The sequence below is a fragment of the Leucobacter aridicollis genome (genome assembly GCF_013409595.1).
GTDB classification, from domain to species: Bacteria; Actinomycetota; Actinomycetes; order Actinomycetales; family Microbacteriaceae; genus Leucobacter; species Leucobacter aridicollis.
Genome location: NZ_JACCBD010000001.1, coordinates 1934233 through 1952695, shown reverse-complemented (window position 1 = coordinate 1952695; position 18463 = coordinate 1934233). Strand labels below are relative to the sequence as shown.

The 18463-nt window shown below is 67.6% G+C and carries 17 protein-coding genes; 15 read left to right on the top strand and 2 right to left on the bottom strand.

What is annotated here, in order from left to right; all coding sequences use genetic code 11:
• Positions 1 to 112: 112 nt before the first annotated feature.
• From BJ960_RS09005 to BJ960_RS08945, 13 genes are all read left to right on the top strand, one after another.
• Positions 113 to 1882, top strand: a complete 1770-nt coding sequence (locus tag BJ960_RS09005) for an ABC transporter substrate-binding protein (RefSeq protein ID WP_185987038.1) — start codon at positions 113 to 115, stop codon at positions 1880 to 1882.
• A gap of 79 nt (positions 1883 to 1961) precedes the next feature.
• The gene (locus tag BJ960_RS09000; RefSeq protein WP_185987037.1) at positions 1962 to 3788 is read left to right on the top strand and encodes an ABC transporter ATP-binding protein; all 1827 of its coding nucleotides are present in this window, start codon (positions 1962 to 1964) and stop codon (positions 3786 to 3788) included.
• Positions 3785 to 4750, top strand: coding sequence for an ABC transporter permease (locus BJ960_RS08995; RefSeq protein WP_220663247.1), 966 nt, complete (start codon positions 3785 to 3787; stop codon positions 4748 to 4750). The genes BJ960_RS09000 and BJ960_RS08995 overlap by 4 nt, the downstream gene beginning before the upstream one ends.
• The gene (locus BJ960_RS08990) at positions 4747 to 5712 is read left to right on the top strand and encodes an ABC transporter permease (RefSeq protein WP_185987036.1); all 966 of its coding nucleotides are present in this window, start codon (positions 4747 to 4749) and stop codon (positions 5710 to 5712) included. The genes BJ960_RS08995 and BJ960_RS08990 overlap by 4 nt, the downstream gene beginning before the upstream one ends.
• Positions 5709 to 7004 carry an alpha/beta fold hydrolase gene (locus BJ960_RS08985; RefSeq protein WP_185987035.1) on the top strand — a complete coding sequence of 432 codons (1296 nt, stop codon included), beginning with the start codon at positions 5709 to 5711 and terminating at the stop codon, positions 7002 to 7004. Before BJ960_RS08990 ends, BJ960_RS08985 begins: the two co-directional genes overlap by 4 nt.
• A 72-nt stretch (positions 7005 to 7076) precedes the next feature.
• Entirely contained in the window at positions 7077 to 8585 is a 1509-nt protein-coding gene (locus BJ960_RS08980; RefSeq protein WP_237463470.1) for an aminopeptidase P family protein, read from the top strand.
• A 192-nt stretch (positions 8586 to 8777) separates the two neighbouring features.
• Positions 8778 to 9224: a 30S ribosomal protein S16 gene (gene rpsP / locus BJ960_RS08975; protein WP_119283949.1), complete on the top strand. Its 447-nt coding sequence runs from the start codon at positions 8778 to 8780 to the stop codon at positions 9222 to 9224.
• 17 nt (positions 9225 to 9241) lie between these two features.
• Positions 9242 to 9490 (top strand): RNA-binding protein, encoded by a 249-nt coding sequence (locus BJ960_RS08970; RefSeq protein WP_121073434.1) that lies wholly within the window; start codon positions 9242 to 9244, stop codon positions 9488 to 9490.
• A gap of 1 nt (position 9491) precedes the next feature.
• Entirely contained in the window at positions 9492 to 10118 is a 627-nt protein-coding gene (gene rimM / locus BJ960_RS08965) for a ribosome maturation factor RimM (protein WP_121072301.1), read from the top strand.
• Positions 10115 to 10816 (top strand): tRNA (guanosine(37)-N1)-methyltransferase TrmD, encoded by a 702-nt coding sequence (gene trmD / locus BJ960_RS08960; RefSeq protein WP_185987034.1) that lies wholly within the window; start codon positions 10115 to 10117, stop codon positions 10814 to 10816. The genes rimM and trmD overlap by 4 nt, the downstream gene beginning before the upstream one ends.
• 9 nt (positions 10817 to 10825) lie before the next feature.
• The gene (locus BJ960_RS08955) at positions 10826 to 12154 is read left to right on the top strand and encodes a Mur ligase family protein (protein WP_185987033.1); all 1329 of its coding nucleotides are present in this window, start codon (positions 10826 to 10828) and stop codon (positions 12152 to 12154) included.
• Positions 12154 to 12879: a type 1 glutamine amidotransferase gene (locus tag BJ960_RS08950; RefSeq protein ID WP_185987032.1), complete on the top strand. Its 726-nt coding sequence runs from the start codon at positions 12154 to 12156 to the stop codon at positions 12877 to 12879. Before BJ960_RS08955 ends, BJ960_RS08950 begins: the two co-directional genes overlap by 1 nt.
• A gap of 154 nt (positions 12880 to 13033) precedes the next feature.
• Positions 13034 to 13591, top strand: a complete 558-nt coding sequence (locus tag BJ960_RS08945; RefSeq protein WP_185987031.1) for a YceI family protein — start codon at positions 13034 to 13036, stop codon at positions 13589 to 13591.
• Here the strand turns inward: BJ960_RS08945 and BJ960_RS08940 are convergent.
• Complete coding sequence (locus BJ960_RS08940) at positions 13588 to 14655, bottom strand: FUSC family protein (protein WP_185987030.1); 1068 nt, start codon at positions 14653 to 14655, stop codon at positions 13588 to 13590. The genes BJ960_RS08945 and BJ960_RS08940 overlap by 4 nt on opposite strands.
• Entirely contained in the window at positions 14652 to 15704 is a 1053-nt protein-coding gene (locus tag BJ960_RS08935; RefSeq protein ID WP_220663242.1) for an App1 family protein phosphatidate phosphatase, read from the bottom strand. The genes BJ960_RS08940 and BJ960_RS08935 overlap by 4 nt, the downstream gene beginning before the upstream one ends.
• Positions 15705 to 15924: 220 nt before the next feature.
• On the opposite strand from BJ960_RS08935, the gene BJ960_RS08930 reads away from it, so the two are divergent.
• Positions 15925 to 17391: a cytochrome ubiquinol oxidase subunit I gene (locus tag BJ960_RS08930; RefSeq protein ID WP_121072286.1), complete on the top strand. Its 1467-nt coding sequence runs from the start codon at positions 15925 to 15927 to the stop codon at positions 17389 to 17391.
• Between the two features lie 15 nt (positions 17392 to 17406).
• A complete protein-coding gene (cydB, locus tag BJ960_RS08925; RefSeq protein WP_185987029.1) occupies positions 17407 to 18450 on the top strand; it encodes a cytochrome d ubiquinol oxidase subunit II in 1044 nt (347 codons plus the stop codon).
• The last annotated feature ends 13 nt before the right edge of the window (positions 18451 to 18463 follow it).

The window sequence follows — 18463 nt, the reverse complement described above, 5'->3', positions numbered from 1 at the left end:
ATTCAGGTGACATGCACACGATGACATGTACAATGTCACACGGGATGCGATTCGTGTCCTGTGCGCCCGCCGGGCGCATCGTTAGCCTCTCAGCGATTCAAAGGTGACTCTTATGGCTCGGAAACAGATACTCTCAGGCGTCGCGCTCGGCGCCGCCGCGATGCTGGTGCTCAGCGGGTGCGCAAGCGGCGGCGGCAGCGGGGACGGCGGTGCGGGCGGCGGCGAAGCCCAGACCGGCGGCACGCTGAAGGTCCTCGCGCAGGGCGACGTCGACAGGCTCGACCCGCAGCTCACGGCCTATGTGCCGGTGAACAGCGTCGTGCGCTCCATCTCTCGCTCGCTGCTTAGCTACGTCTCCTCGAACGACGTCGACGAGCGCATCGAACTCACTGGCGACCTCGCGACCGAGGTCCCCACCGCCTCCGAGGACGGCCTCACCTACGAGATCAAGCTGCGCGACGGCGTCACCTGGGACGCGCCAGACGGCGCTCGCCCGATCGTCGCCGGCGACGTCGCCCGCGGCATCGAGCGCATCTGCAACCCGCACATCGGTGCGGCGCTCGGCGGCTACTTCATCAACCTCATCGACGGCATGGCCGAGTACTGCGAGGGCTTCGCCGGGGTGGCTGCGGAGCCCGCCGCGATGAAGGACTACATCGAGTCCAACGACATCTCCGGTATCGCGACCCCCGACGACCAGACGGTCGTCTTCACCCTCGTCGAGCCGGCCTCGGACTTCACCTCCATGCTGAGCCTGCCGACGGCGAACCCGGCCCCCGTCGAGGTGCTCGACTACCTGCCCGACTCGCCGGAGTACCGCGAGAACTTCGTCGCGTCCGGCCCCTATACGGTGGCGTCGTACACCCCCGACGTGAAATGGGAGTTCGTGCGCAACGAGTCGTGGAACGCTGACAGCGATCCGCTCCGCAAGGCGTACGTCGACACGATCGAGATGACCATGGGCGTCGAGGGTGACGCGGCGATGCAGCAGCTCCAGGCTGGCTCGGCCGACATGCTCTTCGACCTCAGCCCGAGCCCCGCGAACATCCAGCAGCTCACCGCGGCCAACGACGAGAAGTTCACCACGATGGAGAACGGCGGCATCGACCAGTTCATGTGGTTCAACACCGCGTCGGACAACAACGGCGGCGCGCTGCAGAAGCTCGAGGTCCGCCAGGCGATCCAGTACGCGATCGACAAGCCCGCCGTCGTGCAGGTCATGGGCGGCGAGGACATCGCCTCGGTGACGAACGGCATCTTCGGCCCCGGCATCAACGGCTACGAGGACTTCAGCCTCTACGGTGACGAGAGCGGCAAGGCCGACCCCGAGAAGGCGAAGGAGCTGCTCAAGGAGGCGGGCGTCGAGAACCTCACCCTGAAGTTCCCGTACCGCAACGTTGGCACGCAGCCCGACATCGCGCAGACCGTGCAGGCGAGCCTCGAGGCCGCGGGCATCACCGTCGAGCTGTTCCCGGTCCCGCCGACCGACTACTACGCGAACTTCATGACGAACCGCGAGAACGCGTCGGGCGGCAAGTGGGATGTGGCGCTCGTCGGCTGGTCGCCGGACTGGGTTGGCGGGGCGGCGCGCTCCGTGTTCCAGCCGCAGTTCTCGTTCGACGGCACGCCGCAGGCGTACAACTACGTCGACTTCAACAGCGACAAGGCGAACGAGCTCGCCGACCAGGCGCTCGCTGCTGCGACGCCCGAGGAGGCAGGCAAGCTCTGGCACGAGGTCGACAAGACCGTCATGGCGGAGTCGCCCATCGTGAGCATCGTCTCGCGCAAGAAGGCGAACTACCACTCGGATCGCGTCCAGAACTTCGAGATCTACGCGCTCGCGCAGAACGGTGACTGGGCCAACGTCTGGCTCAAGCAGTAGGGAGCACAACGGGGGAGGGCGGCGGACGCTCCGCGGCCCTCCCCACACCTTCTTTGCACACCACAACCTGGGAGTACGAGTGGCAATACTCGATGTGCGGAATCTCGTGATCGACATTCCGACAGAAGACGGCGCGGTGCATGCCGTGCAGGACGTTTCATTTACAGTTGGCGAGGGCGAGTTCTTCGGCATCGTCGGCGAATCCGGCTCGGGCAAGTCTGTGCTCGTGCAGTCGGTGATGGGCCTCATCCCGCAGGCAAAGCGCTCGGGCGAGGTGCTCTTCAAGGGGGAGGACCTGCTCTCCCTCTCGCCGGAGGGCCTCCGCAAGAAGCGGGGCGCCGAGATCAGCATGATCTTCCAGGACCCGCTCTCCAGCCTGCACCCGCAGTACACGATCGGCTGGCAGATCGTCGAGCAGATCCGCGCGCACGAGAACGTCTCGAAGCAGGCGGCGAAGGCGCGCGCGATCGAGCTCCTCGAGAAGGTCAGGATCCCCGACGCGCAGGCGCGCTTCGACGCCTACCCGCACCAGTTCTCGGGCGGCATGCGCCAGCGGGTCATGATCGCGATGAGCCTGTCCCTGAACCCCGCGCTCATCATTGCCGACGAGCCGACGACGGCGCTCGACTCCACCGTCCAGGCCCAGATCCTCGACCTCCTCGCCGAGATGCGCGAAGACTTCGGGGCGACGGTGCTCATGATCTCCCACGACCTCGGGATCCTCTCGCGCGTCGCTGACCGCGTCATGGTCATGTACGGCGGTCGGAAGCTCGAGGTCGGCACGAGCGAGAATGTGCTCGGCAACCCAGCCCACCCGTACACGGCGGGGCTGCTGCGATCCTCCTCCTTCAACCGCGCGCCGGGAACGCCGCTCATCCCGATCGGCGGCCGGCCTCCGAGCCTGCTCAGCCCGCCGGCCGGCTGCGTGTTCCGCGACCGCTGCCCGAACGCGATGGACATCTGCGGCGAGGCCCCGCCGCTCCAGAAGTACGACGACGGCACCGAGTCGCTCTGCTGGCTCACGACGCCGCCGATCGAGCCGCCAGCGCCCGAGCTGCCGCCCGCGGAGATCGTTGCCTCGAGCGACGATGCCATCGTCGAGGTCGAGCGCCTGTCGGTCGCGTTCCCGCAGCGCCGCGGCGAGGCGCGAACCGTGCTCGAGGACATCTCGCTCCAGGTCAGGCGCGGCGAAACCCTCGGGCTCGTGGGGGAGTCGGGCTGCGGCAAGACCACGCTCGCGCGCACGATCGCCGGCCTGAACGCCCCGACTGCGGGCGTCATCAGGTTCGATGGCGCGGACACGGCCGCCCTCACCGACGCCGAGTGGCGCCAGATGCGCCGCAAGGTCCAGGTGGTGTTCCAGGACCCGTTCGGCTCGCTGAACCCGAAGCGCCGCGTCGGATCGATCATCGGCGACCCGTTCAGGATTCACAAGGTCGCGAGCGGCGCCGACAGGCTCGCCCGCGTGCAGGAACTCATGGAGATCGTGGGGCTCAACCCCGAGCACTACAACCGGTTCCCCTCGCAGTTCTCCGGCGGCCAGCGGCAGCGCATCGGCATCGCGCGCGCGATTGCCCTGAAGCCGGAGCTCGTCATCCTCGACGAGCCGGTGTCGGCGCTGGACGTGTCGATCCAGGCGCAGGTGCTGAACCTGCTCGACGAACTCCAGCGCGAGCTCGGGCTCACCTACCTGTTCATCTCGCACGACCTCGCCGTCGTGCGCCACGTCTGCGACCGGATCGCGGTCATGGACGGCGGGAAGATCATCGAACTGGGCTCCGCGGAGACCGTCTACGGGCAGCCGCAGCAGGCCTTCACGAAGAAGCTGCTGTCGGCCGCCGCACCCGAGATCCCGCGCGTCGAGCGCGAGCGGGTCCTGATTTCAGCGGCTGGAGGCGCACTGTGACCGGCGTATTCTCGAAAGACACGAAGCTCATCACGACCCCGGGCTACGCGGCGCAGAAAGCCGCCGACATCCAGGCGAAGAGCTCGGCCCAGCTCACGATGGCCCGGCTGGTTCGCGACCCGGCGAGCGTCGTCTCGGCGATCGTGATCCTCGCCATCGTCGCGTTTGCGATCTGCGCGCCGCTCATCGCGCAGTGGACGGGACATGGACCGACCGAGCAGTTCCGCGAGACCGGACTCTCGGCCGCCGGCATCCCCGTCGGGCCGTCGGCAGAGTTCCTGCTCGGCACCGACCAGCTCGGTCGCGACGTGTTCGTGCGGCTCGCCTACGGCGCCAGGGTGTCGCTGCTTGTTGGCGTCGTCGCCTCCCTCATCGCCTCCGCGATCGGCGTCGTGATCGGCGCCACCGCCGGGTTCTTTGGCGGCTGGGTCGACACGCTGCTCAGCCGGATCATCGACCTCGTCATGAGCGTCCCGTTCCTACTCGTCGCGATCGCGCTCGTCGCGGTGCTCGGCCCGAGCCTCGGCCTCTCGATCGTCGTGATCGTGTTCTTCAGCTGGGCCGGCCTCGCCCGCGTGATCCGCGGACAGGTGCTCGCGATCCGGGAACGCGAGTACATCGAGGCGGCCCGCTCGCTCGGCGAATCGCGGTTCTCGATGATGTTCCGCGACGTCCTGCCGAACCTCGTCGTGCCGATCATCGTGTACACGACGCTCGGCATCCCCGCCGCGGTCGTCTTTGAAGCGACGCTGTCGTTCCTCGGGCTCGGCATCGTGCCGCCGACCCCGAGCTGGGGCAACATGCTCGCCGACGCCGCGAACGGCTCGATGTACATGGTCGCGCCCTGGATGGTGCTCGTCCCTGGCCTCGCCCTGCTCGCGCTCACCCTCGCGTTCAACCTGCTCGGCGACGGGCTGCGCGACGCACTCGATCCGACTTCCACGAAGGGGAAGAAAGCATGATCCGCTATTTCCTTTCACGGGTAGGCTTCGGCGCGCTCGTGTTGTTCCTGCTCAGCGTCTTCGTGTTCGTGCTGTTCTACGTCTCGCCCTCGGATCCCGCGCGCATCATCGCCGGCGATAAGGCGACCGAGGCGCTCATGGAGCAGATCCGCGTGAACCTCGGTCTCGACAAGCCGATGATCCAGCAGTACTTCATGTTCCTCGGGAACCTGCTGCAGGGTGACCTCGGCTTCTCGTACCGCTCGAACCTGCCGGTCTGGGACCTGCTCGTGCGGCGCATCCCGGTGACGATGTCGCTCGTGTTCGGCGCGGTTATCGTCTGGCTCGCGATCGGCATCCCGATCGGTATCGGCTCGGCGAAGCACCCCGGCACCGTGCGCGACCGCGTCGGTCAGGGGTTCGCGATCATCGGGATCAGCTTCCCGACGTTCGTGCTCGGCATGATCGCGCTGTACACGCTCTACTTCCTGCCGACGAAGATGGGGGTCACGCTCTTCCCGCCGTCAGGGTACGTGCCGTTCAGCGAGAACCCGGGGCAGTGGGCGTGGCACCTCGTGCTCCCGTGGGTCACCCTCGCGCTCGTCACCGCCGCGGTGTACGCGCGGCTCACGCGCGGCCAGATGCTTGACGTGCTCGGCCAGGACTACATTCGCACCGCCCGCGCCAAGGGCATCACCGAGCAGCGCGTGACCTACGTGCACGCGTTCCGCTCCGCCATGCCGCCGCTCGTCACGCAGCTCGGCATCGACATCGGTATGCTCCTCGCAGGCGTGATTGTCATCGAGCAGGTGTTCGGGCTCCCCGGAGTCGGTTCGCTCGCCGTGACAAGCGTCGCGATGCAGGATCGCCCGGTCGTGATTGCGATCGTGCTGCTCGGCGGGCTGTTCGTCGTGCTGTCGAACCTCATCGTCGACACCCTGTACGCACTGCTGGATTCGAGAGTAAGGACTGCCCGGAAATGACCGACTGGTATCCCATCGGAGATCGCCTCACCGGCCGCGACCTGTGGGTCACGGTGCCGCTCGACTGGAACGAGCCTGATGGCGAGACGATCCGCGTGTTCGCGCGCGAGGTCGTAAGCGCCGCGAACCGCGACGCGGATCTGCCGCTGCTCGTGTTCCTGCAGGGCGGGCCCGGCGGGAAGTCGCCCAGGCCGCTCGACGCCGACGGCTGGATCGGCGACGCGGTGACCCGCTTCCGCGTCATCCTGCCCGACCAGCGCGGCACCGGCCGGTCGACCCCACTCGGCGCTGCCGACTTCGCGGGCCGCGACGCGGCCGCGGGGGCGCGCCTGCTCGCACTGCATCGCCAGGACTCGATCGTGCGCGACTTCGAGGCGCTGCGCGAGCAGCACTTCACGGGGCGCCAGTGGTGGACCCTGGGGCAGAGCTACGGCGGGTTCCTCACGCTGCAGTACCTCTCGCACTTCCCGGAGTCGGTCGTCGCGTCGGCGATCACCGGCGGGCTGCCGAGCATCGATCCTGACCCCGCGGTTGTCTACTCGCGCACGTTCCCGCGCATCGCCGAGAAGAACCGCGTCTTCCGCGAGCGTCACCCGCACCTCGTGGACAGGATCGCGCGCGTCGCCGACCTACTCGAGCGCGAGGACGTGCGGCTCCCGGGCGGCGACAGGCTCACCGTGCGCAGGCTGCAGACGCTCGGCCTTGACTTCGGCATGAAGCCGGGATTCGATCGCGTGCACTGGATCTTCGACGAGGCGTTCGCGGACGAGGCAGAGACCCGGCTGTCCGACACGTTCCTCGCCACCGTCGAAGCGGAGACGGGGTTCCACACGAACCCGCTGTTCATCGCGCTGCAGGAGGCGATCTACGGGCCGGGCCCGAGCTCGTGGGCCGCGCAACGCGAGCGCGACGCGCGCCCCGAGTTCGCCGAGTCTGCCAGGCCGCTGAACTTCACCGGCGAGACTGTCTTTCCGTGGATGTTCGAGGAGATCTCGGGGCTCCGCGCCTTCCAGGCCGCGGTCGAACACCTCGCCGCGCACGAGCAGCCGATCGCGACGTACGACCACGAGCGGCTCGCCCGCAACGAGGTGCCCGTCGAGGCCGCCGTCTACTACGACGACATGTACGTCGACGCGCAGCTCTCGCTCGATACCGCGTCCCGCGTCGCCGGCGTTCACGCCTGGGTGACGAACGAGTTCGAGCACGACGGGCTGCGGCTCGGAAACGTCGCCCAACGGTTGTTCACCGCGCTCGAGCAGCGCCTCGGAAGCACCGCCCGCAGCCGCGACTAACCTCCTCACGCGGGGCCGGCACGTCGCGTCGCGACTGGCCGGCCCCGCCCATGCTCCCCGAAAGGAATGCACATGACGCACCACCACGATGGCCCCTCGCTCAGCGGCCTCGGCCTCACCGTCACCGTCGTCGACTGGGAATCCGGCATGCCGAACTCCCGCGCCACCCGCCGCGACCCGCGCATGCCGCTGCTCAGTGAGGCCGCTGGCTTCACGACGTGGATGGCCGAGGGGTGGGGCGACGCCGCGCGCGAGCTCGCCGTCGAGCCCGGGGCGGCCGCCGCTGCCGCTGACCACCGCGCGAGGCTCTCCGCCGAGCTCGCGGGGGAGACCCTCGTTATCGCGGCGGGCCGCTCGCAGCTGCGCGCGAACGATACCTACTTCGAGTTCCGCGCCGACAGCGACTTCCTGTGGACCGTCGGCACCGGCATCGAGGACGCCGTGCTCGTGATGCGCCCCGTCGCAGGCGGCCACGACGCGACGCTGTACATCACGCCGCCGGCGCGCCCGGGGAGCAAGGCATTCCACGCCGACGCGAACCACGGCGAGCTCTGGGTCGGTCCGCTCGCCGGCGTCGCCGAGGTCGCCTCGGCGCTCGACGTCGCCGTGCGCCCGATCGGGGAGCTCGCGGACGCGGGGATCGCCGACGATGCGCTCATTGCTGGGGCGGCGGTTGTCGCTCGCGGCGCGGGCGCCGCGCTCGCGGGCCGGGCGCGCTCGGCGCGGCTGGCGACGGTGCTCTCCGAGCTCCGCCAGATCAAGGACGCCTGGGAGATCGGGCAGCTCCGCGCCGCGAACCTCGCTACGATCGACGGCTTCGCCGCCGTCGCCCGCGAGATCCCGAACGCTATCGCGGCGGGGGGCGAGCGCTGGCTGCAGGGCACGTTCGACCGCCACGCGCGCACGGTGGGCCAGGCCCCCGGCTACGCGACGATCGTCGGCTCCGGCGCGCACGCGCCGATCCTGCACTGGGTGCGCGCCGACGGCGAGGTCGACCCGGCCGAGCTGCTGCTGCTCGACATGGGCGTCGAGATGCGCTCCGGCTACACCGCGGACGTCACCCGCACGCTGCCGGCGAGCGGCACCTTCTCGGAGGCGCAGCGCCAGGTGCACGACCTCGTTGAGCGGTCGCACCGCGCGGGCCTCGCGGCGGTCCAGCCTGGCCGGCTCTGGGCGGACTTCCACGCGGCCTGCATGGAAGTGCTCGCCGAGGGGCTCCACGACTGGGGGATGCTGCCCGTCTCGGTCGACGAGGCGCTCTCCGCCGACGGTCAGCACCACCGCCGCTACATTGTCTGCGGGGTCGGCCACCACCTCGGCCTCGACGTGCACGACTGCGATTCGTCGCGGTACGAGACGTACCTTGGCGGCACCGTGCAGACCGGGATGGCCCTCACCGTGGAGCCGGGCCTCTACTTCCACGCGTGGGACGAGACCGTGCCGCCCGAGCTGCGCGGCATCGGAGTGCGGCTCGAGGACGACCTCGTCGTCACCGAAACCGGCAACGAGGTGATCTCGGACGCGCTGCCCATCGACGCGGCCGGCGTCGAGGCGTGGATGCGGGGGATCACGGCCCGCTAACGGGCCGCGGCTGCGGCCTGCCCAGAGATCATTGCTGCAAAACCCCTGATCCCATCAAAAATTGCAATTCCGGCCGTCGTGTGGCAAACTTGGCTAGTTCGCGTAATGCGTGCCAGGCTTCCGCGCCAGAGACCGTTTCGGTCCCACTGGGAGCGCGGCGTCACATGTAACCCAACCTGAAGGAGCCAGCACATGGCAGTAAAGATTCGCCTCAAGCGCCTCGGCAAGATCCGCGCACCGTTCTACCGTATCGTCGTTGCCGACTCGCGCACCAAGCGCGACGGCCGCGTCATCGAGGAGATCGGCAAGTACCACCCGACCGAGAACCCCTCGTTCATCGAGGTCGATTCGGATCGCGCGCAGTACTGGCTCAGCGTTGGCGCACAGCCGACCGAGCAGGTCACCGCGCTGCTCAAGCTGACCGGCGACTGGGGCAAGTTCACCGGCGAGGGCTCGACCGAGTCGAAGGTGCTCGCACCTGAGGCGAAGGAAGTCTTCGAGGCTGACGCGAAGAAGAAGTCCGTCGTTCGCCCGAAGGCTGAGAAGCCCGCAGAGGCTCCCGCCGAGGAGGCCGCAGAGGCTCCCGCCGAGACCGAGGCACCGGCCGAAGAGGCCGCTGCTGAGTCGACCGAGGCCTAAGGCTCTTGGCTGAGATGGTGCTCGCTGATGCGCTTGAGCATCTCGTCCGCGGGGTCGTTGACCACCCGGACGAGGTGCGCATCACCCAGCGCGCGGGAAACCGTGGCGAGACCCTTGAGATCCGCGTGCATCCCGAGGACCTTGGGCGTGTGATCGGCCGCAGCGGCCGCACCGCCCAGGCGCTTCGCACGGTGATCTCCGCACTCGCTTCGGGCGAGCGCGTCAGGGTGGATATCGTCGACACCGACGCACCTGAGGCCGGCTGATATGGCAGACGCTCCAAAGCGTGCGCAGGCTCCCCGTCCCGCTAGCGGGGCGGGGAGTTTGCGTGTCGGACGCCTGACGAAGCCCCACGGGCTCAAGGGCGGTGTGAAACTTGAGATGTTCACGGACAACCCGGATCTCCGGTTTGTTCCCGGCGCGAAGTTTCACCTGCAGGTCCCCGAAGATTCTCCCTGGTTCGGGCAGACGATTGAGCTGCGCGAGCTGCGCTGGTTCAACAGCATGCCCGTTGGGTTCTTCGTGGAGCTGCCCGATCGCACCGCGGTCGAAAGCATCGTTCGTGCAATCCTCTGGATCGATGAGGACGCCGTCGCCGCAGGCTCTGAAGAGAACGCGTGGTACGCCCACGAGCTCGTCGGCCTCGACGTCGTGCAGCCCCGCGAGGACGGCGGCACCGAGAAACTCGGGACCGTCGCCGAGGTGCAGCACTTCCCGGCCCAGGATCTGCTCGCTGTGCAGACCCCGAACGGCGTCGTACTCGTCCCCTTCGTCGAGGCGATTGTGCCGTCGGTTGACCTCGAGGCCGGTATTGTCACGATGACGCCGCCCGCAGGCCTGTTCGGGGACGGCGCGATCGAGGACGGCACCCAGAACCCGGGGGCGGGCGCGTGAGGATCGACGTCGTCACGATCTTCCCCGGCTACTTTGACGCACTTGAGCTCTCGCTCATGGGGAAGGCACGCGACCGCGGCCTCATCGACCTGCACGTGCACGACCTTCGCGAGTCGGCCCACGACAAGCATCGCACCGTCGACGACACGCCGACTGGCGGCGGCGCCGGGATGGTGATGAAGCCCGAGCCCTGGGGGCAGGCTATTGACGGCATCCTCGCGGATGCGCAATCGGCGCCCGCGGCCGAGCCGCTCATCATCTTCCCGTCGCCCGCGGGCGACGTGTTCACCCAGGCGATGGCCCGCGAGCTCGCCACCGAGGACCACCTCGTGTTCGGCTGCGGTCGCTACGAGGGCATCGACCAGCGCGTGTTCGACGAGTACGCCGAGCGTGGCCGCGTGCGGCTCGTGAGCATCGGCGACTACGTGCTGAACGGGGGAGAGGTCGCGTCGATCGCGATGATCGAGGCAATCGGTCGGCTGCTCCCGGGCGTCGTCGGAAACCCCGACAGCCTTGTCGAGGAGTCGCACGAGTCGGGCCTGCTCGAGTACCCGAGCTACACGAAGCCAGCCGAATGGCGCGGCCGCCGCGTCCCCGACGTGCTGCTGTCTGGAAACCACGCCGCGATTGACGCTTGGCGGCACGAACAGAGCGTCGAACGGACGAGGCGTGTCCGGCCGGACCTGCTTGGCGACTAATCTTGATCCATGCGTGATTTTTTCTCGGCTGGCGCCGGCAAAGCGGTACGAGCGGTAGCGCGTCTTCGCGGGGGAGGTTCGGCGCTGCCCGGCCTGGTCGTCGAGCGGCTGGATCCCGGGTTCATGGCCCGCGGGCTCGCGCGGCTGCCGCTCGGGGTGATCGCGGTGAGCGGCACCAACGGCAAGACGACGACCACGAAGATGATCGTCGAGATGCTTGAGGCGCAGGGGCTCACCGTGTTCACGAACCGCACGGGATCAAACTTTTCCCGCGGCGTGGTCGCCGCGATGGTGCAGGAGAGCACCGCTGGCGGCAAGCTCGACGCCGACGTCGCGGTGCTTGAGCTCGACGAGGCTCACGCCATGTACTTCATCGAGCGGGTGAAGCCCCGCTTCACGCTGCTGCTGAACGTGCTGCGCGATCAGCTCGACAGGTTCGGCGAGATCGACACGACCGCCCGCTACCTGCAGCGCATCGCCGATGCGACGACCGACGTGCTCGTCGTGAACCGCGAGGACCGCCTCATCGCCGAGATCGGTGAGCGCACCCGCGCGCGGGCCGCCGACGGTGGGCCAGAGGTGCGCGAGTTTGGGCTCGCCCCGGCGCTCCTGAGCACCTTTCCCGGCGACGACGACTTCCACGTCGTGCCCGGCCACGCTGCCGCCGACGCAGCCACGGACACTCGCGAGCCCGCCGACGTCACGCTGCTGGAGCTCGGCAAGAACGAGGCGACCTTCCTCATCGACGTGGAACCGCGCTCGACGCCGCTCCAGCTCGAGGGCCTGTACAACACGTACAACGCTGCCGCCGCGCTCGTGACCGTCCGTGCCGTGCTCGAACGTGCGGTTGCGGAGGGCGCGGATACCAGCGCCCGCACGACCGAGGTGCTTGAGGCGCTCTCAACGGTGCGCCCCGCGTTCGGCCGTGGCGAGAAGCTCGAGCTTGACGGTCAGCCGCTCGAACTCGTGCTCGTGAAGAACCCGGCTGGCTTCCGGCTCGGGCTCGCCTCGTTCGACGCCGAGGGCGTCGCCGTGATGATCGCGGTGAACGACCAGTACGCCGACGGCCGCGATATGTCGTGGCTCTGGGACGTCGACTTTGAGACGCTGCGCGATGGCGGCGTCGACACCGTCACCGGCACGCGCGCGTGGGACATGGCGCTCCGGCTCGAACACGATGACGTGCCGATCGGCGCCGTCGAGGAGGACCTCGGGGTGGCCCTCGCAGGTTTCCGATCGCGCACCCAGGGGAGGCCGCGCCGCATCTACTGCACGTACACAGCGATGCTGGGACTGCGCAAGCGACTGTCCGAGATCACCGACGTTGAGGAAATCTGATGCCAGACAAGCGTGAACTCGTCATCGTGTCGCTGTACCCGCGCGACATGAACATCTATGGCGACCGGGGCAACCTGCTCTCGCTCACCCGCCGGGCCCGCGCGCACGGCTATGAGCCGCGCGTCATCGACATGAACGTCGGGGATCCGCTCCCCGAACGCGTCGACATTGTGATCGGCGGCGGCGGGCAGGACTCGGGCCAGGGGAGGGTCGCGGTCGATCTCGCCGGGCGTGCCGACGAGTTCCGTGAGCTCGCGTCCGACGGGACACCGATGCTCGTCATCTGCGGCCTGTACCAGTTGTTCGGGCATCACTTTCTCACGCATTCCGGCCAGACGCTCTCGGGGATCGGCGTGCTCGACGTCGAGACCACGGGCGGCGCGGAACGCATGATCGGCAACGTCGTCGTCGAATCCGACGAGTTCGGCGAGATCATCGGCTACGAGAACCACAGTGGCTTCACGGTGCTCGGCGAGGGATCGCAGCCGCTCGGTCGCGTCGTGCAGGGTGCGGGCAATAACCCCACCGACGGCACGGAGGGCGCCCGCACAGGCAACGTCCTCGGCAGCTACCTGCACGGGTCGCTCCTGCCGAAGAACCCGGCGATCAGCGACTTCCTCATTCGTACCGCCGCCGAGCGCCGGTACGGCTCGTTCGAGCCGCGCGCCGGCGTCGACGACACCGCGGAGCGGGCGCGCGCGAGCGCGAAGCGCCGCCCCCGCTAGCCCGGCACGCTCGAACACGCCCGCCGAAAAGATTTTCAGGAATGCGGGAATAGATGCGTCTGCATGTAAGTTGTTCTCTATGTCCGCAAGATCCCGGACAGCCAATTCAGTGACACGCATTTGGCGCTGGACAAGTTTTGAAAGGTAAATCCTTATGACCCTCACCGCAGATCAGATCCCCGGCTACCGCGCAGGCACCTGGAAGATCGACGCCACGCACTCTGAGGTCGGTTTCTCGATCCGCCACCTTGCGATCAGCAAGGTCAAGGGCAAGTTCGAGGACTTCGACGCGACCTTCGTCACCGGCGAGAACCCGCTCGACTCGAGCGTCACCGCCACCGCAGAGGTCGCCTCGGTCAACACGAACGAGAAGAACCGCGACGGGCACCTCCGCACCGGCGACTTCTTCGAGGCCGAGCAGTTCCCGCAGCTCACGTTCGCGTCGAACGGCGTCCGCGTCGTCGACGGCGACTTCAAGGTCGACGGCGAGCTCACCATGCGCGGCATCACCAAGCCCGTCACCTTCGACTTCGAGTTCGGTGGCTTCGGCGAGGATCCGTACGGCAACTACAAGGCAGGCTTCACGGCGAAGTCGGTCGTCAAGCGCGAGGACTTCGGCCTCACCTGGAACGCTCCCCTCGAGAAGGGCGGCTTCCTGCTCGGTGACGACGTCACCATCACCATCGACGTGCAGGCTGCGCTCGTCAACTAGTCGAGTTCACCGGTGATCCTGCCGCGCACGCGGCGGAGATCCTCCATGAGCGAACCGATGAGCACCCAGTGCCTCGGAGGCGGCCTCGGAATCGTGTATGGCGCAGTCAGCGCCGGCGGTTCCGGGGCCGTTCCCGTGTCCTGCGGCGCGGTGCCGAGGAGCGCGAGGTCGTGGGCGGCGCGCCGGATCTCCTGGCGCATGCCGATCACGGAGGGATCCTCGACGAGCTCGGGGTCGTAGAGATCGTAGAGCGCGCGCGACATGCCGATCACCTGGGTGACGATCGGCTGCACCCGCTGAAACAGCGCGTCGTCCTCGAGCAGCTGCCGCATGTGGCGCCGGCTCCGCGGGTTGAGGCGCAGGCTTTCGCGGGCGCGTCTGAGCTCGGCGTGCACCTGCGCGCGCTCCTCATGCAGCTCCCTCGCCGACTCCAGCATGTCCTCGAGCCAGGCGTCATCCCGCGGGGTGTCGAGCGCATCTGCGAGCCGGTCGAGCGCCGCCGCCGCGTTCCCCGTCAGCGAGGTGATCTCGTCGTGCATGAGCCCGGTACGCACCGGCGCGGCGATGACAGCGTTGACCGCTACGCCGATGGCGGCGCCGATCGCGGTCTCGACGAGGCGCTCGACCCCGTACCCAATCTCGGAGCCGCCGAGCGCGATCATCAGCATCGCGGAGATGGCGATCTGGTTCGTCGACGTCGCGCTCATCCGGAGCAGCCAGCCCACGCCCATCGAGACGACGATCGCGGCGATAAACAGCCACGAGTTCGTGCCGAAGAGCGCGCCGGCGCCGAGCGCGACGGACACCCCGAACAGCACCCCGACGACGCGCTCGATGCCCTTGGTGAGCGACTGATCGACGCTCTCCTGCACGACGATCAGCGCCGCGATGGCGCCGAACATCGGCAGCGAGTCCGGGAAGAAGATGAGGCAGACGAACCAGCTGAGCACCGCGGCGCCACCGGCCTTCGCGAGCTGCAGCGCCGACGGCCTGGCCGCAACCGTGAACCTGCCGGTGACGCGCTGCTCGGCGCGCCGCCACCAGGGTGCGGCGTCGTGCGTCATAGCAGGCCGAGCTTCGTGAGTTCCTCGCTGAGCGTCGCGCCGTCCGGGCCGTACACCCACGGCACGCCGCTCGCGTCTTTCTGCTGCTTCGCCTTCGATCGGCCACCGGCGAGCACCGCCTGTCCGACGGACAGCTGCCGAATCGCGACGGCGGCGACGTTCTCCGGGTGATCCCGCGCGAACTCCGCGTACAGCGCCTCATCGTGCTGACCGTCGTCGCCAAACATGATCCAGCGCACGTCGGGAAACTCGCGCGCGAGCCGCTTGAGCTCACGCTGCTTGTGCTCGCGACCGCTCCGGAACCAGCGATCGTGCGTCGGGCCCCAATCGGTGAGCAGCAGCGGGCCCATCGGGTAGAGGTTGCGGGCGAGGAACCGGCTCAGCGCGGGCGCCGCGTTCCAGGCGCCCGTCGAGAGATAGATGAACGGCGAGCCCTTGTGGCGTCGCGCGAGCCTGTCGTAGAGCACGGGCATGCCCGGCGTCGCCCGCCTGGCAGTCTCGTCGAGCACGAAGCTGTTCCAGGCCGCGACAAACGGCTTCGGCAGCGCCGTGATGAGCACCGTGTCGTCCACGTCCGAGAGCACGCCGAGCTGCGAGGCGGAGTCCATCACCTTCACGGGGGCGTGCGCGGCCTCGTCCTCGCTCACCTGCAGCGTGACCGTGTGCCACCCCGGGGCGAGCGAGACGCGCACGATCGAGTCGATCACGCCGCCCCGGTCCGCGACGACCTCCGCCGTTGGGACGCCGTCAACGAGCACCGTGATCCGCTGATAGGGGACGTACACGCTCGTGAACGTGCGCCAGCCCCGCACGCGCGAGACCTCCTGGACGTCGGGCCGGAAGCGCGAGTGCTCACTCGTGTCGGGGCGGAGGTACAGCACCCGGCCGAGCACCCGCACCCACTCGGTCGTCCCGTATCCGATGTAGGGGATGACCGAGGGCGTCTTGCCCCGCTTGATTGCCTGCTTCGCGCGGCGGCGATGCATGCGATCCTCAAACCGCGCCGCGAACCGAGGGCGGCTGTCAGGCATGTCGTCAGGCGAAGTCACTAAGCCAGTGTATGACGAATCACCTGGGGCATCGCGCGCCGCCCGGAAGCAAAGAATCTTGACGTCAAAATTGATTCGCAGGTAACTCCCAGCTTGAATATACTGGCTACAGTTGGCAGTTTAGCCAGCCCCCCGCGGGTACCCCCGCCCGTAGGGAATTCCTACGGGAGTAATGCGCCCCCGCGTGGTGAGCGCTCCTCTCCTGGTTATAGGAGAACAAATGAATGAGTTCCTCGACCCGGTAGCGCTCGCGCGCTGGCAATTTGGGTTGACCACCCTGTATCACTTCATTTTCGTACCGCTGACGATCGGAATGGCGCTGCTCGTTGCCATTCTCCAGACGGCATGGGTGCGGACTGGCAAGGACAAGTACCTGCGCCTCACCAAGCTGTTCGGAAAGGTCTTTCTGATCAACTTCGCGATGGGCGTCGTGACCGGCATCGTGCAGGAGTTCCAGTTCGGTATGAACTGGTCCAACTATTCGCGCTTCGTCGGCGACATCTTCGGTGCACCGCTCGCGATGGAGGGCCTCATCGCCTTCTTCTTCGAGGCGACGTTTATTGGCCTGTGGATCTTCGGCTGGGACAAGCTCCCCAAGAAGATTCACCTGATGACGATCTGGTTCACCTGGATCGGTACGGTCCTCTCCGCGTACTTCATTCTCGCGGCGAACGCGTTCATGCAGAACCCCGAGGGGTTCGTGCTGAACGAGGAGCGTGGCCGCGCCGAGCTCGAGAGCATCGGTGACGTGCTGCTGAACCCGGTCGCGCTGACCCAGTTCCCGCACACGATCTTCGCGTCGCTCATGTTCGCGGGCGTCGTGCTCGTGTCGGTTGCGGCGTGGCACCTCAAGCGTGGCCAGTTCGTCGACGAGATGCGCACCACGCTTCGCTTCGGCGCGTGGACGAACATCATCTCGTTCCTCGCGGTCGGCCTGAGCGGGCACTCGCTCGGTCTCGTGATGACCGAGACGCAGCCCATGAAGATGGCAGCCGCTGAGGCGATGTACAACACCTCGTCGGGTCGAGACGCATCGTTCTCGCTCTTCAGCCTCGGCACCCCGGATGGCGCACACGAGATCTTCTCGGTTCGTATTCCGTACCTGGCATCCTTCCTCGCGACGAACTCGCTTGACGGCACCGTCGAGGGCATCAACGACCTCCAGGCGGAGTACACGGAGCTCTACTGTGGCGGCGCAGATTCGCTGCTCACCTGCCCGACTGACGGCTCCTTCGTGCCGATCGTCTGGGTGACCTACTGGGCATTCCGCTGGATGATCGGGCTCGGCGCGCTTGCAGCGCTCGTGTCGGTCGTGGGCCTCTGGCTCACCCGCAAGGACAACTTCAAGCTCCCCAAGTGGACGTGGACCGTCGCTATCTGGACCGCGCCGCTGCCGATGCTCGCGTCGCTCGTTGGCTGGGTCTTCACCGAGATGGGCCGCCAGCCCTGGATCGTGTTCGGAGTGATGACGACAGAACAAGGCATCTCGCCGGGCGTGCCCGGCTGGGCCGTGCTCGTCTCGCTCGCCGCGTTCACGATCGTCTACGGTGCGCTCGCGGTTGTCGAGTTCGGGCTCATTGTGAAGGCCGTGAAGGCCGGTCCGCCCGAGATCGCGCGGACGGACGACGGCGACGGGACCGACGGTTCCGGCACCGTCGACAAGAACCAGCTTGCGACTGTCTACTAGGGAAGGAGACGAATCATGGAATTGACTACCGTATGGTTCCTCATCGTCGGCGTCATGCTGATCGGGTACTTCGTGCTCGACGGTTTCGACTTCGGTGTAGGCATGTCGTTGCCTTTCCTCGGAAAGACCAACACCGACCGCCGCGTGCTGATCAACACGATCGGCCCGGTCTGGGATCTCAATGAGACGTGGCTGATTGTCGCCGGCGCCTCGCTGTTCGCCGCATTCCCTGAGTGGTATGCGACGATGTTCTCCGGCTTCTACCTTGCACTCCTGCTGATCCTGATCGCGCTCATCCTCCGCGGTGTGTCGTTCGAGTTCCGGCACCAGCGCAAGGGCGTGAAGTGGACCCGCTGGTTCGACCAGTTCATCTTCTGGGGCTCAGTGCTCCCGCCGCTGCTCTGGGGCGTCGCGTTCGCGAACCTCGTGCAGGGTGTACCGATCCGCGCCGTTGAGACCGGCGGCTGGCTCTACGAGGGAACGCTGCTCACGCTGCTGAACCCGTACGGCCTGCTTGGCGGCATTGTCGTGATGCTGCTCTGCTTCACCCATGGGCTCGTGTTCGTGGCGCTGAAGACCGTCGGTGAGATGCGCGACAACGCGCGGAAGCTCGCGAAGAACGTCGGCATCGTGACGATCGTGCTCGCGGCGGCCTTCCTCGTGTGGACCATCGTGATGAACCTCTCGAACCCGAACATCGGCCTCATCATCGCGTGCGCCGCGATCGCAGCGGTCGCACTCATCGGCGGCTGGGCCGCGAACCTTGCCGGCCGTGAGGGCTGGGCGTTCGTCGGAAACACCGTGACCATCGCGTTCGCGCTGCTCACGATCTTCTCGGCGCTCTTCCCGAACCTGATGATCTCGACGCTCGGCGACGAACACACCATGAGCGTCGTGGGGGCCGCAAGCTCCCCGAAGACGCTCGAGCTCATGACCTGGGTCGCAGTGTTCACGCTGCCGCTCGTGCTCGCCTACCAGGCGTGGACGTACTGGGTCTTCCGGAAGCGCCTCACGCACGAGATGATTCCGGTCGAGCAGCCCGCCGAGGCCACCGCCTAGGCGGCCCGGTCCC

Excerpts from the sequence above, each read along its gene's own strand:
- BJ960_RS09005 (WP_185987038.1), top strand. The coding sequence starts at position 113 with ATGGCTCGGAAACAGATACTCTCAGGCGTCGCGCTCGGCGCCGCCGCG.
- BJ960_RS08990 (WP_185987036.1), top strand. The coding sequence starts at position 4,747 with ATGATCCGCTATTTCCTTTCACGGGTAGGCTTCGGCGCGCTCGTGTTG.
- BJ960_RS08985 (WP_185987035.1), top strand. The coding sequence starts at position 5,709 with ATGACCGACTGGTATCCCATCGGAGATCGCCTCACCGGCCGCGACCTG.
- BJ960_RS08980 (WP_237463470.1), top strand. The coding sequence starts at position 7,077 with ATGACGCACCACCACGATGGCCCCTCGCTCAGCGGCCTCGGCCTCACC.
- rpsP (WP_119283949.1), top strand. The coding sequence starts at position 8,778 with ATGGCAGTAAAGATTCGCCTCAAGCGCCTCGGCAAGATCCGCGCACCG.
- rimM (WP_121072301.1), top strand. The coding sequence starts at position 9,492 with ATGGCAGACGCTCCAAAGCGTGCGCAGGCTCCCCGTCCCGCTAGCGGG.
- BJ960_RS08955 (WP_185987033.1), top strand. The coding sequence starts at position 10,826 with ATGCGTGATTTTTTCTCGGCTGGCGCCGGCAAAGCGGTACGAGCGGTA.
- BJ960_RS08950 (WP_185987032.1), top strand. The coding sequence starts at position 12,154 with ATGCCAGACAAGCGTGAACTCGTCATCGTGTCGCTGTACCCGCGCGAC.
- BJ960_RS08945 (WP_185987031.1), top strand. The coding sequence starts at position 13,034 with ATGACCCTCACCGCAGATCAGATCCCCGGCTACCGCGCAGGCACCTGG.
- BJ960_RS08940 (WP_185987030.1), bottom strand. The coding sequence starts at position 14,655 with ATGACGCACGACGCCGCACCCTGGTGGCGGCGCGCCGAGCAGCGCGTC.
- BJ960_RS08930 (WP_121072286.1), top strand. The coding sequence starts at position 15,925 with ATGAATGAGTTCCTCGACCCGGTAGCGCTCGCGCGCTGGCAATTTGGG.
- cydB (WP_185987029.1), top strand. The coding sequence starts at position 17,407 with ATGGAATTGACTACCGTATGGTTCCTCATCGTCGGCGTCATGCTGATC.